Origin of the sequence: Streptomyces hyaluromycini, from assembly GCF_002217755.1 — a bacterium.
GTDB classification, from domain to species: domain Bacteria; phylum Actinomycetota; class Actinomycetes; order Streptomycetales; family Streptomycetaceae; genus Streptomyces; species Streptomyces hyaluromycini.
Window position 1 is genome coordinate 1246697 of sequence record NZ_BCFL01000016.1, and the last position, 22129, is coordinate 1268825.

The window sequence follows — 22129 nt, forward strand, 5'->3', positions numbered from 1 at the left end:
GGGGTTCCTCCGGGGTCCGGACGGGTGGGCAGACCTGTTCCGCCCCCGCGCGACAGGTCTGTGGCGGGGAAGGGGGTCGCCGGTCCTAGCCGGGGAACAGGGGGATGTCCCGGTATCTGTCCGGGGTCCCGGCCGCGTCGAGACGCGCGGCGGCACCGGGCGCGAGCCTGAGCGGCACCCGGTCCGTGAAGGTCACGGCGTACGCGTCACCGTGCCGGGAGGGGCCGGCGTCGACCGCCGACTTGCCCAGCGCGCCGTCCGGGTCTCCGGTGGGCGCGGGGCGGGTGGGAACGTCGGCGGCGCGGGCGGCACGGTGGCCGCCGGTGTGTGCCGCCGTGCCGGGCGCGAAGGCCACGGCGGTGCTCCGCGGCCCGTACGACACGACGGTGGTCGCCGCCGCTTTCTTTTCCGTGCGGGACTTGCCGTGCCCGGCGTTGTGCGTGACCGGCGTCCGCGGCTGCGCGGGGCCGGGCGCCGACGTCACCGGTGCCGGTGTCGGTGCCGAATCGACCGGTGGCTCGGAGACGACGGGAAGCTCCGGCACCTGAACCACCAGAACCACGGGCAGCTCCGTCACCTGCCGCACCGTCTCGGTGAGCGTCTCGGTCAGGGCCGAGGTGACGGGAGAGTTCACGGTCGCGGCCACCGTGTCGGTCACGGACCGGACGACCTCGTGGACGCCGGCCACCACCGGCGTCACCGGCACCCGATGGGGCGTCACCGCATCCCGCGGCGACGCCTTCTGGGGCACGACCGACGTCAACGACGGAGTCGAAGGCACCCCCTCGGCCGCCTGCGCCTGCTGCCCGCAGAGGAAGCCGAGCGCGAGGAGTCCGCCGACCAGCAGCGCCAGTTGCAGCGCACGCCGTTCCGGCGCCGTGCGCAACACGCGCACGACGGCACCGGACACAACTGCTGGCGAGGTCAAGACGGGGAGGATCCTCCCGTGCGGCGGAACAGAGCAGAGGGGGCCCAACGGCGTGAAGGCCGGTGAAAGAGCCGTGGAGACTTCGATCCTTGCACGGGACTCCCGAGGTTGCGCAAGCCCCCGTTACCGATGGACAGTCATGTCCGTTTTGGTGGCCGGTGCCGGACATCGCCGAGTCGACAAGTCACCCCCCCCCGGGCGCGGCATCACACGGTGTCCGGCACCGGAATCGGCCGCTTCTCGATCGCCGCCGCCATCACCTCGGGGAAGAGATCGGGCGTGCAGGCGAACGCCGGTGCCCCCAGCGCCGCGAGCGCGGCCGCGTGCTCCCGGTCGTAGGCCGGCGCCCCCTCGTCCGACAGTGCCAGCAGCGCCACGAACTGCACCCCCGACGCCTTCATCGCCGCGACCCGCTTCAGCATCTCGTTCCGTATCCCGCCCTCGTAGAGGTCGCTGATGAGAACGACGACGGTCTCCGCAGGCCGGGTGATCTGCGACTGGCAGTACGCCAGCGCCCGGTTGATGTCCGTACCGCCGCCGAGCTGGGTGCCGAACAGGACGTCCACCGGGTCGTCCAGCTGGTCGGTGAGGTCGACCACCGCGGTGTCGAAGACGACGAGCCGGGTGTCGATCGACCGCATGGACGCCAGCACCGCCCCGAACACCGAGGCGTACACCACCGACGCGGCCATCGACCCGGACTGGTCGATGCAGAGCACCACCTCCTTCTTCACCGACTGCGACGCCCGCCCGTACCCGATCAGCCGCTCCGGCACGATCGTCCGGTACTCCGGCAGGTAGTGCTTGAGGTTGGCCGCGATGGTGCGGTTCCAGTCGATGTCGTGGTGGCGCGGCCGGTTGATGCGGGCGCTGCGGTCGAGGGCGCCGGTGAGGGTGGCCCGGGTGCGGGTGGCCAGCCGCTTCTCCAGGTCCTCGACGACCTTGCGCACGACCGCCCGTGCCGTCTCCTTCGTCGTCTCCGGCATCGCCTTGTTGAGCGAGAGCAGGGTGCCGACCAGGTGCACGTCCGCCTCCACCGCCTCCAGCATCTCCGGTTCGAGCAGCAGCGAGGCCAGCCCCAGCCGGTCGATGGCGTCACGCTGCATGACCTGGACGACGGAGGACGGGAAGTAGGTCCGGATGTCCCCGAGCCAGCGCGCCACCGACGGCGCCGACGCGCCGAGCCCCGCCGAACGCTCCCGCCCCGACTGCGGTCTGTCCCCTTTCCCGTACAGCGCGGCCAGCGTCCCGTCCATCGCCGCGTCCCGGCCCGACAGGGCGCACCCGGTGCCGTCGGCGGCCTCGCCCCCGAGCACCAGCCGCCACCGCCGCAGCCGCTCCCGCGCGGGACCGCCGGTTTCGGCGCCGGTGCCGGTGTCCGTCACGTCCGTGGTCATCTCCCCGCCCCCACAAGGTCATTGTCCGCATCGAGTACATCGAGCACATCGAGGCCGAGCAGCAGGCGCAGCACCGGCAGCACGGCGTCGGCGCGCCCGGCGTCCGCCTCGGCACCGAAGCCCGGTGTCCCGCCGGTCTGCGCCGCTCCCCCCTGGAGCCGCTCCCCCGGCCCGCGGCGCACCAGTTCGCCGATCGTCCGGCGCACCCCCGGCTCGTACACCGAGAACGTCCGCCGCAGCAGCGGCAGCACGTCCGTGAACGCCTCCGCCGGCACCCCGGTCAGCCAGGAGTCGACCAGGCCGAGCAGCCGCTCGTCGTGCACCAGCAGCATCCCGCCCCCGCCGCTGCCGCCCACGAACCCCTCGATCCAGGCGGCCGCGTCCGCCGGCGGGGTCCCCGGCGAGAGCACCAGCCCCATCAGCCGCGCCACCTCCTCCGGCCCCAGCTCCCCCTCGTCCAGCAGAATCCGCACGGCCCGCCCGCGCAGCACCCCGGGCACGGTCTCCCGCCCGGACAGCGTGCGCAGCACGGCCCGCCAGCGGCGCCGCAGGTCACGGTGGCCGGAAGGGGACTGGCCGGAAGGGGACAGGACACCGGTGCCGTCCGCCGATGCCGCCGCGGTCTGCGTCTGCGGCGCCGTCTCGCCGAGCAGCCCCACCGCCGTGTGCACCGCGTCCACATGGCCCCGCATCTCCTCCGCCGCGTCCGCGTCGAGGGCGGCGCAGGCCGGTGGGAGCCCGACGAAGACCCGCTCGGCGAGGCCCGCGGCGACCTCGGCGAGCGCGCGGGTGTCGGTGCCCCGGACGTCGCCGTAGCGCAGGGAGCGGACCAGGGCCGGCAGGGCCTGGGCGAGATGGCCGACGTCCGTGTCCAGCGCGGCCCGGTCGGCGAGCGCCCGCATCACCACCGGCAGTGCGTCCGGCAACCCGGCGAGCAGGCAGTGCTCGGCGAGCCCCGTGACATCGGCGAGGGCACTCGCGTGCTCCGCGTCGGCCTCGGCCCTGGCCGTCGCCGCGCCCTCGACGGTCGTCCCCCACACCCCGGCCTCGGCCACCCGCACCGACAGCTCCGGCTCCCAGCGCAGCCGCCACGTCTCCCGGAACGTGCCCGTGCTCCCCCGTGACTCGGCCGGCTCGCCCCAGTCGATGCCGAGCAGCCGCAGCCGGTGCAGCAGCCGGCTGCGCCCGGCGTCGGTGTCCTTGCGCAGGTCGAGCTCCAGCTCCCGCTCCAGCGCCTCCGGCTTGAGCCTGAGCCGGCGCTGCTCCCGGACCAGGTCCCGCTGCAACGGCACCGCGGGCGCCGCCTCCGGCACCTCCCCCAGCACGTCCCCGACCACCAGCCGGTCGTGCACCAGCGCCAGCGGGACGTCCGAGCCCTCGCACAGCACCGCCCGCACCGCGTCGGTGGTCTCGCCGAGGCCGGGCAGCGGGCGGCCGCGCATCACGGCCAGCGTCTCGGCCAGCCGTACCGCTTCGATGACATGGGCCGAGGAGACGATCCGGTCCTCCTCGCGCAGCAGTCCGGCCACCTTGGTGAGCCACCGCTCCACCGGCCGGTCCGGGGCGCGGAACAGATGTCCGTACCAGCCCGGCGAGTCGACGCCGGCGCCGTATCCGCTCGCCCGGGCCAGCCGGCGGTTCGTCCACGGCACCCAGGTCATGTCCGTCCTGACCTTGGGCAGCCCCTTCAGCAGCTCCCGGTCGGCGGCGACGGTGGTCTTCGCGCGCAGCGCCGGCACGTGCCACGCCCCGCACACCACCGCGACCCGCTCCCCGAACTCCCGCTGCGCGGCGCGCAGTCGCTGGCGCATATGGGCCTCCCGCACGGGATCCCGGTCGCGGCCGCCGGCCCCGTATGTCTCCCGCAGCGCCCCCATCGCCTCCTCCACCGCGGCGAACGGCGCGAACACGTCCCGCTCCCCGGTCCCGCCCCGGTGCTCGACGACGTCCTCCCACCAACGCTCGGGATCGTCGTAACCGGCGGCCTCGGCGAGGGCGGCGAGGGGGTCGACGCGCAACTGCCGGTCGGTGGGCGACTCGTCTGCCGCGTCGGGCTTCCGCCCCCTGCCGTCGGGCTCTTCGGCTGCATCGGGCTCCTGCCGCCCGGCGCCGGGCTCGTCGGGCTCTGTGCCGGGGATCGCGACCGCTTCCCCTTCCTCCCTCCCCCAGGCCAGCGTGTGCGTGGCCGGCAGGTCGATGAAGCGGGCCGGGACCTCGTGCTCCAGGGCCCAGCGGACCGCCACCCACTCGGGGCTGAAGTCGGCCAGCGGCCAGAACGCGGAGCGGCCGGGCTCGTCCACGGCGTGCGCGAGGAGCGCGACCGGTGGCCGCATCTCCGGGTCGGCGGCCAGCGGGATGAGCGCGTCGGCCTCGGGCGGTCCCTCGATCAGCACGGCCCGCGGCCGGGCGGCGTCCAGCGCGGCCCGCACCGCCCGCGCGGAGCCGGGCCCGTGGTGCCGTACCCCGAGCAGCAGCGGCCCGGGGCCGGGCGACCGCCGCCACGCCGTGTCGTCGCTCATGCGCTCACCTCTCGGCAGGCGCGGTAGAAGTCCTTCCAGCCGTCCCGCTCGCGGACGACCGTCTCCAGGTACTCCTGCCAGATGACCCGGTCGGCGGCCGGGTCGCGGACGACGGCCCCGAGGATGCCGGCCGCGACGTCGCCGGCCCGCAGCACGCCGTCCCCGAAGTGGGCCGCCAGGGCGAGGCCGCCCGTGACGACGGAGATCGCCTCGGCCGTGGAGAGCGTGCCGCTCGGCGACTTGAGCTTGGTGCGGCCGTCGGCGGTGACGCCGTCGCGCAGCTCGCGGAAGACGGTGACGACCCGGCGGATCTCCTCGATGCCGTCGGGCACGGCCGGCAGGTCCAGGGAGCGGCCGAGCTGGTCGACGCGGCGGGCGACGATGTCGACCTCGGCGTCCGGGCTCTCCGGCAGCGGCAGCACCACGGTGTTGAAGCGGCGGCGCAGGGCGCTGGAGAGGTCGTTGACACCCCGGTCGCGGTCGTTGGCGGTGGCGATCAGGTTGAAGCCGCGGACCGCCTGCACCTCCTGGCCGAGCTCGGGAACGGGCAGGGTCTTCTCGGACAGGATCGTGATCAGTGTGTCCTGCACGTCGGCGGGGATCCGGGTCAGCTCCTCGACTCTCGCCGTCATCCCCTCCGCCATGGCCCGCATGACCGGGCTCGGCACGAGGGCGTCCCGGCTCGGGCCGTGGGCCAGCAGCTGCGCGTAGTTCCAGCCGTAGCGGATGGCCTCCTCAGGGGTGCCGGCCGTGCCCTGCACCAGCAGGGTCGAGTCGCCGCTGACGGCGGCCGCCAGGTGCTCGGAGACCCAGGTCTTGGCGGTGCCGGGCACGCCGAGCAGGAGCAGGGCGCGGTCGGTGGCGAGGGTGGTGACGGCGACCTCGACGATGCGGCGCGGACCGACGTACTTCGGTGTGATCACCGTGCCGTCCGGCAGTGTGCCGCCGAGCAGATAGGTGGCGACCGCCCACGGCGACATCTTCCAGCGGGCCGGGCGCGGCCGGTCGTCCTGCGCGGCCAGCGCCGCCAGTTCGGCCGCGAAGGCGTGCTCGGCGTGCGGTCGCAGCGCACTCTCGATGGTCGTCGGGTCGGTCGGTTCCACGGACACAGTCATGGCTGAGGCCCCCTCCAGCTCGGCCGGTTCGGATCTGGTGTCCACCGTGCACCACGCCACTGACAATCGCTCTGACCTGCACAAACACGCTCGTCGGGGTGATTGTCAGTGGCGGGATCTACCTTCGATGACATGACTCAGCAGGGGGTGCGCTGGAGTGCGGACCAGGTGCTGGCCTTGGCGCCTGACGCCGCGTCACGCAAAGCGGGAAGCAAACTCGGAGCGGCCGGGCCGTGGTCCGGGGCCGGGAGTTGTGAGGAGGGGACGGTATGGGGACTGTGCAAGGGCAGCGGCAGCAAGCCGTACCAGACGATCGTGGACATCGCCGACCCGGCGGGTCCCGCCTACAAGTGCAGTTGCCCGAGCCGGAAGTTCCCCTGCAAGCACGCCCTCGGACTGCTCCTGCTCTGGGCGGGCGAGGACGACTCCGTGCCGGCGGTGCGGCAGCCGCCGGACTGGGCCGAGCAGTGGATCGCGGGCCGGCGCAGGCGCGCGGAGGACAAACGGCCGGCGGACGGCGGGAGTTCCCCGGCCGCCGCTGATCCGGAGGGGGCCCGGCGGCGGGCGGAGAAGCGGGCCGCGCGGGTCACGGCGGGTGCCACGGAGCTGGAGCAGCGCCTGTCCGACCTGCTGCGCGGCGGCCTGGCCGCGGCCGAACAGGCGGGGTACGGACTGTGGGAGGAGACGGCGGCCCGCATGGTCGACGCCCAGGCCCCCGGACTGGCCGCACGGGTACGGGAGTTGGGGGCGATACCGGGCTCGGGTCCGGGCTGGCCGGTGCGGCTCCTTGAGGAGTGTGCGCTGCTGCACCTCCTCGTCCAGGGCTGGCTGCGCCGGGACCGGCTCCCGGCGGGCCTCGCGGCCACGGTCCGCTCCCGTGTCGGCCTGCCCGCCCCGGCGGACGGCCCGCCGGTGCGCGACCGCTGGCTGGTCCTCGCCCAGTACGACACGGCGGACGCGAAGCTGACGACCCGCCGGATCTGGCTGCACGGCGCCGACTCGGGCCGTACGGCACTGCTCCTCTCCTACGGCGCGGCCGGCCGCGCCCCCGAGCTGGCGCTGCCGGTCGGCCTCGCCCTGGAGGCGGAGCTGTCCGCCTATCCGGGCGCGGGGCAGCACCGGGCGGCGCTGGGTGAGCGGTTCGCCGCACCCGCGCCCCTGTCGACACGGCCGCCGGGCGTGCCGACGGCGCAGGCGGTGGCCCGGTACGGGGAGGCGCTGCGCGAGGACCCGTGGCTGGATTCGGTGCCGGTGACGCTGGCCCGGGTGGTGCCGGTCCGGGACGGCGACTCCTGGCAACTGGCGGACGCCGAGGGCGAGTCCGCGCTGCCGCTCGCTCCCGCCGCCCGTTCGGGGCCGGGGCTGTGGCGGCTGGCCGCGCTCTCGGGCGGCGCCCCGGTCACGGTCTTCGGCGAGTGCGGCCACCGCGGCTTCACCCCGCTGACGGCCTGGCCTCAGACAGCGGGCGAGGCGGTACCGCTGTGCTGACCCGGCCGGCACCCGAACCGACCCGGCACCACCGCACCGCACCCGAACCGGCTCGCGGAACTCGCGGAACTCAGGGAAACGGAAGGGGAACCCCGTGAGCACTTGGGAGGATCTCGTCACCACGGCTCTGCTGGGCACGGACCGGCGTCCGCCGGCGACCGGCGGACCGGGCCGGGACGCTCCGGCGGCCCTGCTGGACGAGGCGGCCGTGGCGACCGTGCGACGGCGGGCCGGGCTGCGTCCGGCACCGGCCGAGCCCCGCCCCGAACCGGCCGCCGAGGACCTGCGTCCCGCGCTGCCGGCCGCCGCGGCCCGCCGGCTGGCGATGCTGCTCTCCGACCGTCCCGGCATCGCGGCCGGCAGCCGCCGGGGCACCTCGCCCGACCTGATGGAGCTGCTGCCGCAGTGGCTCGCGGCGGCCAACGCACGCGGGTTCGCCGCACCCCCGCAGACGCTGCCCGCACTGCTGGACGCGGCCCGGGGCCGTACCGACCTGCGGCCCGCCGCGCTGGCCTTCGCCGGACCGCGCGCCCTGTGGCTGGCCCGGCTCAACCAGGACTGGCGGTTCGCCCTGCGCGCGGCCCCGGGCGGCGGCGCGGACCTGCCCGGCCCCGAGGACACCGACGCGATACAGCGGCTGTGGCAGGAGGGGCTGTTCGCCGAGCGGGTCGCGTTGCTGGCCGCGCTACGGGCCCGGGCGCCCGAGGCGGCACGCGAGCTGCTGGCCGGGACCTGGGCGACGGAGCGGGCCGAGGACCGGCTGATGTTCCTGGACTCGCTGCGCTCGGGACTGGCCGCCGGGGACGAGCCGTTCCTGGAGCAGGCGCTGTCGGACCGGAGCCGTAACGTGCGGACGACGGCGGCGGAGCTGCTGTCCGCGCTGCCAGGCTCGGCACTCGCCGGGCGGATGGCGGCGCGGGCCGGATCGTGCGTGGCGGTCGACCACACCGGGGACGGCCCGGCGATCGCGGTGGAGGCACCGCCGGAGTGCGACCCGGGGATGGAGCGCGACGGGGTGGTGGCCAAACCCCCGGCCGGGCGGGGGGAACGGTCGTGGTGGCTGGGGCAGTTGGTGGAGGCGACCCCGCTCTCCACCTGGCCGGCGCGGCTGGGCGGCCGTACGCCCGGGGAGATCGTGGCGCTGCCGGTGGCGGACGGCTGGCAGGGCGAGCTGCACGCGGCCTGGTGCCGGGCCGCCGTACGGCAGCGGGACGCCGAGTGGGCGAGAGCGCTGCTCGGGGTTCCGGCGGCACCGGAGGCGGGCGGTCCTGGCGCGGTGTCCCTCGCCGAGCGGGCCAAGCTGCTGGGCACGCTGGAGGGCCCGGAGCGGGCCGGCTGGGTGGCGGGCTTCATCGCGGCGCACGGCCTGTCAGAAGCGTTCCAGCTGCTCGGCGTGTGCGCCGTACCGTGGTCGGCGTCGCTCGGCCGGTCCGTGGTGGACGCCCTCAACATCGCCCGTGATGCGGGGAGTTACCCCTGGAGCTTCAGCGGGGTGATGGGCCTGGCCGAGCGCTGCCTGGATCCCGCGGAAGCCGGCCGACTGGACGCGCTCCTGGCGGTACCGGACGAACGGGAGGACGCGTCACCGGGAGCCGGCGGCTACTGGGCGGAGGCGTTCCAGCGCCTGGTGACAACACTGAGACTACGAGCAGCAATGCTCACAGAGCTGAACCCACCCGCCCCGTAAGGGGCGCCCGAGAGGCGCCCCGAAAGGGGCGCGGGGCTGTGCCGATATGCGGCTCCGCCGCGTGGGCGCGACCAGCCACGACGGCGCCGCAGCCCACACCCGACCCGCACCCCCAAAGCCGGCACCCCGCGAACGCGGCCTACGCCCCAGTCGGCTGCCGGACGTTCTCCCGCACCCACTCCACGATCGACGCCATCGTCGCCCCCGGCGTGAAGATCGCGGCGACGCCCTTCTCCTTGAGGGGGGCGATGTCGTCCTCGGGGATGATGCCGCCGCCGAAGACGAGGATGTCCTCGGCATCGCGCTGCTTGAGGAGGTCGATGACCGCGGCGAACAGGGTGTTGTGGGCGCCGGAGAGGATGGAGAGGCCGATGGCGTCGGCGTCCTCCTGGATGGCCGTGTCGACGATCTGCTCCGGCGTCTGGTGGAGCCCGGTGTAGATGACCTCCATGCCCGCGTCGCGCAGCGCCCGCGCGATGACCTTGGCTCCGCGGTCGTGGCCGTCGAGCCCCGGTTTGGCCACCACCACACGGATCGGGCCGGCTGCCACACCCATCACTGCCTCCATGACCATGCAACGAACACGCCAACATCCATCCGTACCGAGAAGTACCGCACATTCGGCGCGTTCCGCCACCCGTCTCGAGTGAACGAACGTTATCTCCAGCATCCCGCAACCGGCAGTTTCGCGGAGGTTACAGAGGGGGAAATCACACACAGCGGGACACGTCAGGGAGCCGCAGCGTGGTCCGCGGGGACGGTACGGGCACGCGACGCGGCAAGTCGTCGTACTCGGCCACCTCCGCCGCCTCCGCCCGGCCTCCCCATGAGGGCACACGGGGGACGGAGCTGTCCTCGGCGTGCCGACAGGAGGTCGGCCGATGAAGGTCACCGAGGTACTGGACCCTTTTCTTCCGTTCTGCCGCCGCCTCCTGCCCAGCAGTCTCACCGGCCTGTCGCTGGCCTTCCTGAAGTCGACCGCCCTGGAGGCCGCGATCCTGGCCGGGCATCTCCTGCTCTACCCGACGGGCCTCACCCCGGAGCGCCGCCCGCCCGCACCGCCGGCACCGTCCGCGGAGCCTGACGGCACGGTCCGGCTGCCGGTCCGGCCGGCTCCGCCGGTCGTGCTGCTGCACGGCTTCATCGACAACCGCTCGGTCTTCGTCCTGCTGCGCCGCACCCTCGCCCAGCACGGCGGCCAGCGCGTCGAGTCGCTCAACTACTCGCCGCTGACCTGCGACATCCGCACCGCCGCCGAACTGCTCGGCCGGCACATAGAGGAGATCTGCGAGCGCACCGGCAGCGGTCGGGTCGACATCGTCGGGCACAGCCTCGGCGGGCTGATCGCGCGCTACTACGTCCAGCGCCTCGGCGGCGACCTGCGCGTCCGCACCCTGGTGACGCTCGGCACCCCGCACTCCGGCACCCGGGTGGTGCCGCTCGCGGACGCGCACCCGATCGTGCGGCAGATGCGCCCCGGTTCGGAGGTGATCGAGGAGCTGACCAGGCCCGCACCCGGCTGCCGTACCCGGTTCGTGAGCTTCTGGAGCGACCTCGACTCGGTGATGGAGCCGGTGGAGACGGCCCGTATCGACCACCCGGACCTCATGGCGACGAACGTGCGGGTGACCGGGATCGGTCACCTCGCCCTGCCCGTCCACCCGGCGATCGCGTCCGGCATACGGCAGGCCCTCGACGAAACACATGCGGAGGAGCGGATCGCGGGCGGTCTGACGGTGGCCTGAGGGCGAACCGGGCGGGCGAGGACCGTTCGGCAGAGCCCATTTGGCCCCACCCTCGCTCGAACACTCCTCGAACACAAGGCCAAACCCGCGCCCGTCGTCCCCCGAAACACGGCCGAATGCCCGTTTCCCGAAACAGCGAAACCTGTTGAAGATTGTCGCGCCCGTATACCGCCGGGTACAGTCGCCGCACTGCTCTGGCAGCCCCTGTTGTCGAGGCGAAAGAGAAGTTGGTGAACGACCGTCACCCGTCGGGGACCATGACCACCCCGGCCCCGGCTTCCGACGCCGATCCGGCGCACTACGCGCCGTACGGCACCCAGGAAGCCCAGTACGGCGGCTTCACCACGTACGGCGACCACACCGCCACCGGCGCCTCGTTCCACAGCGACCCGCTCTTCGGCAGCCTCCCGGGCGAGGGCCAGGCCTCCGGCGCGTACGACGCCACGCAGTGGCAGACGGCCGGCGGCCAGACGCTGAACTACGACCCGTACGCGGCCCAGCACCACGCCGCCTACGACTCCGGCGCCTACGACAGCACCGCGTGGACCGTCCCGGCACCGGCGCAGGAGACGGTCGCCGACACCGGCGGCCACTGGGACGCGAACGCCTGGCTCCAGCCCGACCAGCCGGCCATGGCCGGTGCGACCCAGCAGTGGGAGTGGGGCACCCAGGCGTTCGACACCGGCGTGTACGACGCCACGCAGTGGAACTCCGACGGCACCCCGGTACAGACCGCCGGCTCCTCCGACGAGTCGGCGACCCAGATGTTCGAGCAGCTCCCCTACGAGGAGCTCGGCGAGTTCGAGGAGTCCACGGAGAACTTCCCGGACCACGGGGAGCTGACCGGGACCGGCGAACTGCCTGAAGTAACGCCACTGCTGGACGACCAGGAAGAGGTCACCCCGGCCACCCCGGTCACGCCGTCGGCGACGACCCGCGCGGGGGCGCGTTCCCGCCGCCGTACGCCTCCCAAGCGGTCCGCGCTGCTGACCGTCGCCGTGCCCTCGGTGTGTGTGATGGGGGTCGCCGGGATCGCGGCCGCCTCCGTCGGCAGCCTGACCGACGACGGCAAGGACACCACGGCCTCCGCCTCCGACGCCCAGTCGGTGAAACCGTCCGCCGCCAACAGCAAGCTGGACGCCCAGCTGCGGACGCTCTCGGCGGGTGCCGACGACTTCGCCGACCGGGCCAGCCGGACGCAGGAGCGCATCGACCTCAAGGCCCAGCAGGAGTCCGAGAAGAAGAAGGCCGCGGCCGAGGCGGCCCGCAAGGAGCGGCTGCGCCCGAAGTACGTGCTGCCGGTCACGCAGAGAGGGCTCAGCGCCTACTTCGGCCAGGCCGGCGTGAACTGGATGTCCGTCCACACGGGCATCGACTTCCCCGTCTCCTACGGCACGACGGTGATGGCCGCGACCGACGGCGTCGTCTCCACCAAGTGGAACAGCGCCTACGGCAACATGATGATCGTGACGGCGAAGGACGGCACGGAGACGTGGTACTGCCACCTCTCGTCGTACCGTGTCGCCGCCGGTACGACCGTGAAGGCCGGCGATCCGATCGCGTACTCCGGGAACTCGGGCAACTCGACCGGTCCGCACCTGCACTTCGAGGTGAGGCCGGCCGGAGGCGCCGCCATAGACCCGCTGCCGTGGCTGCGCAGCCACGGGCTCGACCCGACCTGACCAGGCCGATACCGGCGGGCCCCGCCGCAGCGGGGCCCGGTACTACAGCTTCTCCACCGGCGCGTACCGCAGCAGCAGCCGCTTCGGCTTGGCGTCGCCGAAGTCGATCGTCGCCTCCGCGTTCCCGCCCGTGCCCTTCACCGCGACGACCGTGCCGAGGCCGAACTGGTCGTGGGTGACGCGGTCGCCGACGGCCACCGAGACCACCGGCTTCTCCGCGCTCCGCCGGGTGGCGAAGCCGGACGCACCCGAGGCCGAGGAGCGCGAGCGGGTCGAGGAGAGCGAGGCGGCCACACCCGCCGCGGGCCCGGCGGAGACCGGCGCCATCGCCCCGGTCCGCTTCCACTCCAGATACGCGCCCGGGATCTCCTCCAGGAAGCGCGAGGGCGGGTTGTACGACGGCTGGCCCCAGGCGCTGCGCATCGACGAACGGGTGAGGTACAGCCGCTCCCGCGCGCGCGTGATGCCGACGTAGGCGAGCCGCCGCTCCTCCTCCAGTTCCTTGGTCTGGCCGAGGGCGCGCATGTGCGGGAAGACGCCGTCCTCCATGCCGGTCAGGAACACCACCGGGAATTCGAGGCCCTTGGCGGTGTGCAGGGTCATCAGGGTGATGACGCCGTCGCCGTTCTCGTCCTCGTCGGGGATCTGGTCGGAGTCGGCGACCAGGGCCACCCGCTCCAGGAAGGCGGCGAGCCCGGCCGGCTGCTCGCCCTCGCCCTCGCCGGAGTCCTGCTCGAACTCCAGCGCCACGGAGGCGAGTTCCTGGAGGTTCTCGATGCGGGTCTCGTCCTGCGGGTCCGTCGAGTTCTGCAACTCGGCCAGGTACCCGGTGCGTTCGTAGATCGCCTCCAGAACCGTGGCCGGTCCGGCGCCGGACTCCACGACCGTACGGAGGTCCTCCATCAGCGTGTTGAACCGCTTGACCGCGTTCGTCGACCGCGCGGCCATGCCGTACGCCTCGTCGACGCGCTTGAGCGCCTGCGGGAAGCTGATCTTCTCGCGCTGGGCGAGGGCGTCGATCATCGCCTCCGCGCGGTCGCCGATACCGCGCTTGGGGACGTTGAGGATGCGCCGGAGCGGGACGGAGTCCTCCGGGTTGGCCAGCACCCGCAGGTAGGCCAGGACGTCCCGGACCTCCTTGCGCTCATAGAAGCGGACTCCGCCCACGACCTTGTAGGGCAGGCCGACGCGGATGAAGATCTCCTCGAAGACACGGGACTGCGCGTTGGTGCGGTAGAAGACGGCGACATCGCCGGCCTTCGCCTCGCCCGCGTCCGTCAGACGGTCTATCTCCTCGGCGACGAACTGCGCCTCGTCGTGCTCGGTGTCGGCGACGTAGCCGGTGATCTGCGCGCCCGCGCCCGCATTGGTCCACAGGTTCTTCGGGCGGCGGGACTCGTTGCGCTCGATGACCGCGTTGGCGGCGGAGAGGATCGTCTGTGTGGAGCGGTAGTTCTGCTCAAGGAGGATCGTCGTCGCGTTCGGGTAGTCCTCCTCGAACTGGAGGATGTTGCGGATCGTCGCGCCCCGGAAGGCGTAGATCGACTGGTCGGCGTCACCGACGACACAGAGCTCGGCGGGGGGCAGGTCAGGCTCGCCGGTGCCGACCAGTTCGCGTACGAGGGCGTACTGGGCGTGGTTGGTGTCCTGGTACTCGTCGACCAGGACGTGCCGGAAGCGGCGGCGGTAGTGCTCGGCGACGTCCGGGAAGGCGCGCAGCAGGTTGACCGTCGTCATGATCAGGTCGTCGAAGTCGAGGGCGTTCGCCTCGCGCAGCCGCGACTGGTACATGGCGTAGGCCTGGGCGAGGGTCTTCTCGAAGCCTCCCCCAGACTCCGTCTGGGAGGTGCCCCCAGTGGCCTGGGCGGCGAAGTCCTCCTCGTCGATCAGCTCGTTCTTCAGGTTGCTGATCTTGGCGCTGAAGGACTTCGGCGGGTAGCGCTTCGGGTCGAGGTCCAGGTCGCGGCAGACCAGGGCCATCAGGCGCTTGGAGTCGGCCGCGTCGTAGATCGAGAAGGAGGAGGTGAAGCCGAGCTTCTTGCTCTCCCGCCGGAGGATCCGCACGCACGCGCTGTGGAAGGTCATCACCCACATCGCGTTGGCGCGCGGGCCGACGAGGTGCTCGACCCGCTCCTTCATCTCGCCCGCGGCCTTGTTGGTGAAGGTGATCGCGAGGATCTGGCCCGGGTGCACCTGGCGCGCGCCGAGCAGGTGGGCGATGCGGTGGGTGAGCACCCGGGTCTTGCCGGAACCGGCGCCGGCCACGATGAGCAGCGGGGAGCCTGCGTGCACGACGGCCGCCCGCTGGTTCTCGTTCAGCCCGTCCAGGAGGGCGGCCGGGTCCAGGGCCGGGCGGGCGGCGCCGTCGCGGTAGTAGGCGTCCCGGTCCGGGGGCACGTCGAACTTCCCGCCGAACAGATCGTCCGGAATCGGCTCCGGAGCGTGCTCGTCCTCGGGCGGTGGCGGAGGTTCCTCGTCATGGCCGCGGGGGGCCTGGAGGTTCGCCAGGAAGCTGTCGTCAAAGAGGCTGCTCATCGCTCTCCGAGTCTAGGGCGCCCCACCGACAACCGGCCGCCGCCCCGAAAACTCGCCCGGGTAACCGGACAGATCCACTCCGTCACGGCAGGCCGACGCACACCACGGACGCGCGAGCACCCACCGCGAACCACGGGCCCCCTTCCGGACAAGTCACCCATACCATCCCAGATAGCCCCACCTGAACAAGCCCCAACAACAAGGTCACGAAAATGTATCGGGCATATCGCACATCAACCTTCACAGACGCCACACGAGTTGGTTAGCGTGCCGGGCAGGCCGTACGACCTCCACCGGCGAACAACGCCGGGCCGCACGGCCTCCGCCGAGTCCGGGGCGCCGACGCGCATCCGGAGCCGGGGACCCACACCGATCCCGGGGTGAATCGGTTCCGACTCCCCTCCGGGGAGCGGACCGTAGGGCAACCCTTCCGAACCACCCGCCCGAACCCGACAGCTAACTCGGTAGGCGGAACATTGGAAGGAGTCGCCTCAGTTGGCGTCGCACCGCAAGTCCCGGCCCTCAGGAACGCGCGCGGCGGGCATACGCACCCCCGCGCTGGCCACCGCCGCCCTCACCTCCGTGGCCCTGTTCTCCCAGACGGCCGAGGCCGCACCCTCCGCGGACGGCAAGCCGAGCCTGGAGGAGGTGGAGAAGAAGGTCGACGCCCTCTACCGGCAGGCGGAGTCGGCGACCGAGAAGTACAACGCGGCCAAGGAGCGCACCGGCAAGCAGCGCAAGCAGGTCGACACCCTGCTCGACGACGTCGCCGAGCGCACGGACCGGCTGAACAAAGCGCGTGAGGAGCTGGGTTCGTTCGCCGCGGCCCAGTACCGGACCGGGGCCGACGCCCCCGACACGGCGACCTTCCTGCTCGCGGACACTCCGCAGGACTACTTCGACCAGACGCAGCTGATGAGCCGGCTGACCTCGCGCGAGAAGGACGCGGTCGACGACTACGTCACACAGCAGTCCGCGACCATGAAGAAGCGTCAGGAGGCCGCCCGAAGCCTCGAAACGCTCACCGAGACGCAGGACGACCTCAAGACCGCGAAGACCACCGTCCAGACGAAGCTGGCCTCCGCGCGGGAGCTGCTGTCGCAGCTGACGGCCGCGGAGAAGGCCCGGCTGGCGGCGATCGAGAAGCAGCAGGAGGAAGCGGCGGCCCGCAAGGCGGCGGAGCTGGCGAAGCAGCAGGCCGCGGCCGCCGACCAGGAGGCCTCGTCGTCCTCGTCGTCCTCGACGTCGAGCGGCTCCTCCTCCGGCTCCTCCTCCAGTTCTTCCTCCGCCTACGCCACCAAGGCCGCCAAGGCCATCGCCTTCGCCCGCGCGCAGATCGGCAAGCCGTACGTGTGGGGCGCCACCGGCCCCGGCTCCTACGACTGCTCCGGGCTCTCCCAGGCCGCCTGGAAGGCCGCGGGCGTCTCCCTGCCGCGCACCACCTACGACCAGGTGAACGCCGGCACCACCGTCTCCCTCGCCGACGCCCGACCCGGCGACCTGGTCTTCTTCTACGACGACGTCAGCCACGTAGGCATCTACATCGGCAACGGCATGATGATCCACGCCCCCAAGCCCGGCGCGTACGTCCGGGAGGAGTCGATCTACTACGGCGGCGAGTCGATCATCCACAGCGTGGTACGCCCGGCCTGACCCACGGGGATGCCCGCCCCCCTCCAGGCGCCCCCGAGCACTCCCCCACACCTGCCCTCACCCCAACGATCCGAGCACCACCTCGCGCATCCCCCTCCTCACGCGCCTCGGACCACTCCCCTCACGCCCCCAGCACTCTGAGCACCACCGAGCACATCCCCCCATACGCGCCCCCGCCCTTCTCGCCACGCCCCCTCGCACCTCACCGAGCCCGAGCGGCGCGCGCTCGCGCCCCTGTCCCGCGACCGCGGGCTTTTCGGGCTGCACGCGCGCGTGGCCCGTTCGTGCTGCGGTCGGCCCTCCCTAGCATCAGCGGCATGTCCGGTATTTCCCCCCTCCGCGCCTGGTGGGCGCAGCGTCCGCCGGCGGCCGGAGCGGCTGTGATGGCCACCGCCATCATGTCGGTGGGACTGCACCTGGCGGGGGCGGAGACCCTGTCCCGGGTGACGCTGGTGCCGGCCTGCGTGATGTGGGCGGGGCTGGCCGCGGACTTCGTCGTACGGCTGGCGCTCGATCGCCGGCGGTGGGCGGCGGAGGCGCGGACGCCGGGCGCGCTCACCGCCGTGGCCGCGACGACGGTGCTGGGGACGCGGTTCTCGGCGCTCGGGTGGCAGACCCTCGCCGAGGCTGTGCTGGCGCTGTCGGCGGTGCTGTGGCCGCCGCTGCTGGTCCTCGTCGTGCGGCACTGGAAGCCGCGGATGCCCGGCGCGGTGTTCCTGGCCTGTGTGGCCACGCAGGGCCTGGCCGTACTGGGAGCGACGCTGGCGGCGGCCGTGACGACGGCGTGGCTCGCCCACCTCTCGCTGGTCCTCTTCTGGCTGGGGCTGGCGATGTACGGGCTCGCCGTGCCCCGGTTCGAGTGGCGGCAGATCGCCGAGGGGCCCGGTGACCAGTGGGTGGCGGGCGGTGCGCTCGCGATCTCCGCGCTGGCCGGGGCGGGTCTGCTGGCCGCAGACAGTGCGCGGCTGTACCTGTGGAACGACGACGACCGCGGTGTCCTGCGCACGGTGACGGTGGCGTTGCTGGTCCTGGACCTGGCCTGGTACGTCGTCCTGCTGGCCGCGGAGGCGGCGTGGCCCCGGCTCCGTTACGACGTGCGCCGCTGGGCGACGGTGTTCCCGATGGGGATGACGGCGACGGCGACGCTCTCGGTCGCGGCCGCCGTCGGCGGCCCGTGGTTGAAGTGGCCGGGGCGGGTGCTGGTGTGGGTCACGGTGGCGGCCTGGCTGACGGTGGCCGCCGGCGCGGCGGCGGCCGCCCGTGCCGGCCTCAGGAAGACCCGCTGAGGACGCCGGGGATCAGGTCCACAGGACGGCGATGAAGATGTTCGCCACCGTGAGCAGCCCCACCAGCCCGAAGACGCCCTTCTCCACCTTCTCGTCGTCCCGTTTCACGTAGACGAGCCCGAGGATCACGATCAGCAGGGCGAGCTTCACTCCGATCTTGATGGTGTTGACGTGGTGGTCGTCGGCCTCGTTGAGACCGACCAGGATCACGCCGGTCGCGAGCATGGTGAACGCGCCGTGCAGCATCCCGGGGACGAACCGGGCCGTGCCCTGGCCCATCGCCTTCATCTGGGTGAGGAAGCCGCCGAGGAGCGCGGCGATGCCGATGATGTGCAGGCCGACAAAGAGATGGATGAGTACGCCCATGACCCCGGAGCCTAATCAGGGCCGTACGGGGCACCGGGCACCGGCCCCTCCCTCGGCGCCCGCCGCACCGCATATATGCACCCCATAGCACCCCGCGTCCCCCGTCAGCCCCGGAACGGCCTCTTCGGTCATCCCGCCCCGAGAAGCCGACGGCTCCGGACCGGAATCCCGGTCACATTTCACCGGGTAACGATCCGGTCACGCCAATTCCGCGCATCGCGTTACCGAGCCGACACACGCGGGCCTAGCGTCCTCCCCCAGGTGACCGACTCCCCACCGCCGCCCGGGCCAGGGGCGGCAGTCGGACACCTCCGCCGAGAAGGTCCGGCGGCGGCCCGTTCCCCCTGTGCGGGCCGCCGCCGGACGCGCAATCCGCACTCCCCCGCGGCCGTACGGGCGCCCTCCCGGCGTTCGGACGGACGGGACGGCGGTCGTACGAAAGGACGGGACAGTCCAGGTGGCAGCGCACCGCAAGCCCCGACAGCGCTCGCTCAGCGGCAACACGGCCCGCACGGCCGTCACCCTCGCCCTGGCGGGCGCGGCCACCGCGACGGCTTTCGAAGGGATCGGAAACGCCGAGCCGCAACTGACACCGGCGCAGGTGAAGGCCAAGGTGGACCAGCTGTACCAGGAGGCCGAGGCGGCCACCCAGAAGTACGACGGAGCGAAGGACAAGGCCGACACGGCCGAGCGACGACTGAAGTCGCTGCAGGACGAGACCGCCCGCGCGCAGGAGAAGCTCAACTCCGCCCGGGACGCGCTCGGTTCGACAGCGGCCGCGCAGTACCGCGACGGTGGCATCGATCCGGCCTGGCAGCTGGCGCTGTCCAGCGACCCCGACCGGTACCTGGACGACGCGGCACTCGCCGAGCGGGTCGGCGACCGGCAGGCCGGAGCGGTGGCGCGGGTGCGCCGGCAGCTGCGGGAGATCGAGCAGCTGCGCGGCACGGCGCATGTGGAGCTGACCTCGCTGCGGTCCCGGCAGGCCGAGCTGAAGCGGCAGAAGACCGCCGTCAACGGCAAGCTCGGCGAGGCCCGGCAGCTGCTGTCACAGCTGCCGCCGGGGCAGCGGGCGGCGGTCACGGCGGACGACGGCACCGGACGCGCCTCACGCTCGGCGTCGGACGGCCGCGCCCCCCTGACCGCCGGCAGCGTCGCCGCCCCCGACTCCCGTGCCGCGGCCGCCGTCGCGTACGCCTACTCGAAGCTCGGCAGCCCCTACGTCTGGGGCGCGACCGGCCCCGACGCCTTCGACTGCTCGGGCCTCGCCCAGGCCGCCTACCGCTCCGCCGGCGTCTCCATCCCCCGCACCACCTATGCCCAGATCGACGCCGGCCACCGCGTCTCCCGCTCCGAACTCCAGCCGGGCGACCTGGTGTTCTTCTACTCCGGCATCAGCCACGTCGGCATCTACATCGGCAACGGCCAGATGATCCACGCGCCCAACCCGTCGGCGCCGGTGCGGATCGCCCCGATCGACGAGATGCCGTTCGCGGGGGCGACACGGGTCGTGTGAGCCCCCGCCACCGCCACCGCCACCGCCACCGGCGGGTCTCGGTGAACGCAGGCCCCTCGGGGCCCGCATCAGACCAGGCGACGCGCCGTCGCCCAGCGGGTCAGCTCGTGCCGGTTCGACAGCTGCAGCTTCCGCAGGACCGCCGACACATGGGACTCGACCGTCTTGACGGAGATGAACAGCTGCTTGGCGATCTCCTTGTAGGCGTAGCCGCGCGCGATGAGGCGCAGGACCTCGCGCTCGCGCTGGGTGAGGCGGTCGAGGTCCTCGTCGACCGGCGGGGCGTCGGTGGAGGCGAAGGCGTCCAGGACGAACCCCGCGAGCCGTGGCGAGAAGACGGCGTCGCCCTCCTGGACCCGGAAGATCGAGTCGACCAGGTCGGTGCCGGTGATCGTCTTGGTGACGTAGCCGCGGGCACCGCCCCGGATCACGCCGATCACGTCCTCGGCCGCGTCCGAGACGGACAGCGCGAGGAAGCGCACCGGCTGCTCGGCGTCCGCCATCAACGGGGCGCACCTGCGCAGCACCTCGACCCCGCCGCCGCCCGGCAGGTGCACGTCGAGGAGGACCACCTCGGGCCGGGTCGCGGTGATCACCGAGACCGCCTGGTCGACGTCGGCGGCCTCGCCGACCACCTCGACGCCGGTCTGCTCGGTCTGGCCGATCTCGGCCTGGACGCCCGTCCGGAACATCCGGTGGTCGTCGACGAGGACCACACGCACCCGACGCCCGGCCTTGTCCGCGCCTTCCGCCGGACCGTTCGCCGGGCCGTTCGCCGGGCCGTTCGCCTCGGTCGCGTCGCTCATGACGTCTTCTCCGCCCTCTCCATCTCCAGCTCGACCTCCGTGCCGCCGCCCGGCACGGACCGCAGCCGTGCGGTGCCGCCGTGGCGCTCCATGCGGCCGATGACCGATTCTCTGACACCCATGCGGTCGGCGGGTATCGAGTCGAGGTCGAAGCCGGGACCACGGTCGCGGACGGACACGAAGACCGTCCTGCCCTCGACTTCGGCGTAGACCTGGACGGCGCCGCCGTCGCCACCGTACTTGGCCGCGTTGACCATCGCCTCGCGCGCGGCCTGCATCTGCGCCCCCGTCCGTTCGTCGAGCGGGCAGTCGCCGACCACCACCACCTCGATGGGGACGCCGTGCTTGTCCTCCACCTCCGCCGCGTTGCGCCGGACCGCGTCGGCGAGGGTGGTGGGCTCGTCGGCCTCGTCCTTGCCGGTGCCCTCGGGTTTGTAGAGCCAGGTGCGCAGGTCGCGCTCCTGGGCACGGGCGAGGCGGCGCACCTCGCCCGCGTTCTCCGCGTTGCGCTGGATCAGGGTGAGGGTGTGCAGCACGGAGTCGTGGACATGGGCGGCGACCTCGGCGCGCTCCTGGGCGCGGATGCGCATCAGCCGCTCCTCGGAGAGGTCCTGGGTCATCCGCACGAGATACGGCCCGGCGAGCAGCGTGATGCCGACGAGCACGGCGAGGGCCGCCTGGAGCACCGCGCCGATGTGTGCGGCGGAGCCCTGCATGACGAAGACGCCCGAGACGCCCGCGGTGACGAGCAGGACACCGACGCCCGCGCGCAGCAGGGTGAGCGTACGGCGCCGGCTGCCGACCTCGACCCAGCGGGCCCGGCGGGCGTTGTCCGCCTGGCGCCAGACCAGGGCGACACCGGCTGCGACCAGGACCGTGGGAAGGAGATAGGCCTTGGCGCCGCCGGTCAGGTTGACACTGCCCACGAACACCATGGACACGACGACCATGAGGAGCAGGGCGACGATCTGGCCCCGGTCCGGTTTGCGGGCGACGAGTCTGCGGCGGCCGTCCGCCAAGGTCTCGGTGGCGACCAGGGACGGCGGCTTCTGGCCGCCGACCCCGCCGACGCCGAGGGGTACGAAGAACCAGAACGCGGCGTACAGCAGCGCGCCGAGGCCGTTGGCCATGAACAGGCCGACGAAGACGAGCCGCACCCAGACCACGGGCAGGCCGAGATGCCCGGCGAGGCCCCGCGCCACTCCGCCGAGCCAGCGGCCGTCGCTGCTTCGGTAGAGCTTGCGCGGCGGCCGCGGGTCGTCGAGGGGCACTGCTGCGGCTTCCGGCATGCCATCGATGTTCACACGCCCGGAGTTGCGGAGCATCAGGGTCGGCCCCCGAGACTCCCCTGATCTTCCGGTTTCCCCGCGCCGACTCCTCGTTCTCCTGCGCGTCCTCCTGCCGGT

At 73.0% G+C, this 22129-nt stretch carries 16 protein-coding genes and 1 riboswitch; of the genes, 7 read left to right on the forward strand and 9 right to left on the reverse strand.

Features of this window, described 5'->3' with window-relative positions; genetic code table 11:
* Window positions 1-85: 85 nt before the first annotated feature.
* The 4 genes from SSP29_RS05730 to SSP29_RS05745 form a co-directional block, all read right to left on the reverse strand.
* Window positions 86-895, reverse strand: a complete 810-nt coding sequence (locus SSP29_RS05730; RefSeq protein WP_145968855.1) for a hypothetical protein — start codon at window positions 893-895, stop codon at window positions 86-88.
* A gap of 239 nt (window positions 896-1134) precedes the next feature.
* On the reverse strand, window positions 1135-2325 hold the full coding sequence (locus SSP29_RS05735; protein ID WP_089099341.1) for a VWA domain-containing protein: 1191 nt from the start codon (window positions 2323-2325) through the stop codon (window positions 1135-1137).
* The gene (locus SSP29_RS05740) at window positions 2322-4844 is read right to left on the reverse strand and encodes a DUF5682 family protein (protein ID WP_089099342.1); all 2523 of its coding nucleotides are present in this window, start codon (window positions 4842-4844) and stop codon (window positions 2322-2324) included. The genes SSP29_RS05735 and SSP29_RS05740 overlap by 4 nt, the downstream gene beginning before the upstream one ends.
* A complete protein-coding gene (locus SSP29_RS05745; RefSeq protein ID WP_089099343.1) occupies window positions 4841-5959 on the reverse strand; it encodes an ATP-binding protein in 1119 nt (372 codons plus the stop codon). The genes SSP29_RS05740 and SSP29_RS05745 overlap by 4 nt, the downstream gene beginning before the upstream one ends.
* A 132-nt stretch (window positions 5960-6091) precedes the next feature.
* On the opposite strand from SSP29_RS05745, the gene SSP29_RS05750 reads away from it, so the two are divergent.
* Complete coding sequence (locus tag SSP29_RS05750; protein ID WP_089099344.1) at window positions 6092-7447, forward strand: SWIM zinc finger family protein; 1356 nt, start codon at window positions 6092-6094, stop codon at window positions 7445-7447.
* A gap of 94 nt (window positions 7448-7541) precedes the next feature.
* Window positions 7542-9134, forward strand: coding sequence for a DUF5691 domain-containing protein (locus tag SSP29_RS05755; protein ID WP_089099345.1), 1593 nt, complete (start codon window positions 7542-7544; stop codon window positions 9132-9134).
* A 139-nt stretch (window positions 9135-9273) separates the two neighbouring features.
* Here SSP29_RS05755 and icmB read toward each other — a convergent pair whose 3' ends face one another.
* Window positions 9274-9690: a coenzyme B12-dependent isobutyryl CoA mutase small subunit gene (gene icmB / locus SSP29_RS05760; RefSeq protein WP_089099346.1), complete on the reverse strand. Its 417-nt coding sequence runs from the start codon at window positions 9688-9690 to the stop codon at window positions 9274-9276.
* A 325-nt stretch (window positions 9691-10015) separates the two neighbouring features.
* Here icmB and SSP29_RS05765 point away from each other — a divergent pair, with 325 nt between their 5' ends.
* Together SSP29_RS05765 and SSP29_RS05770 are read left to right on the forward strand one after the other, a co-directional pair.
* Window positions 10016-10879: an esterase/lipase family protein gene (locus SSP29_RS05765; protein WP_089099347.1), complete on the forward strand. Its 864-nt coding sequence runs from the start codon at window positions 10016-10018 to the stop codon at window positions 10877-10879.
* Window positions 10880-11109: 230 nt separating this feature from the next.
* On the forward strand, window positions 11110-12561 hold the full coding sequence (locus SSP29_RS05770; RefSeq protein ID WP_089099348.1) for a M23 family metallopeptidase: 1452 nt from the start codon (window positions 11110-11112) through the stop codon (window positions 12559-12561).
* 42 nt (window positions 12562-12603) lie between these two features.
* Here SSP29_RS05770 and pcrA read toward each other — a convergent pair whose 3' ends face one another.
* Window positions 12604-15096 (reverse strand): DNA helicase PcrA, encoded by a 2493-nt coding sequence (gene pcrA / locus SSP29_RS05775; RefSeq protein WP_089099349.1) that lies wholly within the window; start codon window positions 15094-15096, stop codon window positions 12604-12606.
* A 327-nt stretch (window positions 15097-15423) separates the two neighbouring features.
* Window positions 15424-15583: riboswitch (cyclic di-AMP (ydaO/yuaA leader) on the forward strand.
* Window positions 15584-15591: 8 nt separating this feature from the next.
* Here pcrA and SSP29_RS05780 point away from each other — a divergent pair.
* Window positions 15592-16749 carry a C40 family peptidase gene (locus tag SSP29_RS05780; RefSeq protein WP_089099350.1) on the forward strand — a complete coding sequence of 386 codons (1158 nt, stop codon included), beginning with the start codon at window positions 15592-15594 and terminating at the stop codon, window positions 16747-16749.
* A gap of 317 nt (window positions 16750-17066) precedes the next feature.
* Window positions 17067-18035: a tellurite resistance/C4-dicarboxylate transporter family protein gene (locus SSP29_RS05785; RefSeq protein WP_089099351.1), complete on the forward strand. Its 969-nt coding sequence runs from the start codon at window positions 17067-17069 to the stop codon at window positions 18033-18035.
* Between the two features lie 12 nt (window positions 18036-18047).
* Here the strand turns inward: SSP29_RS05785 and SSP29_RS05790 are convergent, their stop codons facing one another.
* Window positions 18048-18401, reverse strand: a complete 354-nt coding sequence (locus tag SSP29_RS05790; RefSeq protein ID WP_089099352.1) for a hypothetical protein — start codon at window positions 18399-18401, stop codon at window positions 18048-18050.
* Between the two features lie 457 nt (window positions 18402-18858).
* Between SSP29_RS05790 and SSP29_RS05795 the strand changes: the two genes are divergently transcribed.
* Complete coding sequence (locus SSP29_RS05795) at window positions 18859-19917, forward strand: C40 family peptidase (protein ID WP_089099353.1); 1059 nt, start codon at window positions 18859-18861, stop codon at window positions 19915-19917.
* Between the two features lie 68 nt (window positions 19918-19985).
* On the opposite strand, the gene SSP29_RS05800 is transcribed toward SSP29_RS05795, so the two are convergent.
* Window positions 19986-20723, reverse strand: coding sequence for a LuxR C-terminal-related transcriptional regulator (locus tag SSP29_RS05800; protein WP_089099354.1), 738 nt, complete (start codon window positions 20721-20723; stop codon window positions 19986-19988).
* Window positions 20720-22012 carry an ATP-binding protein gene (locus tag SSP29_RS05805; protein WP_089099823.1) on the reverse strand — a complete coding sequence of 431 codons (1293 nt, stop codon included), beginning with the start codon at window positions 22010-22012 and terminating at the stop codon, window positions 20720-20722. Before SSP29_RS05805 ends, SSP29_RS05800 begins: the two co-directional genes overlap by 4 nt.
* Between the last annotated feature and the right edge of the window lie 117 nt (window positions 22013-22129).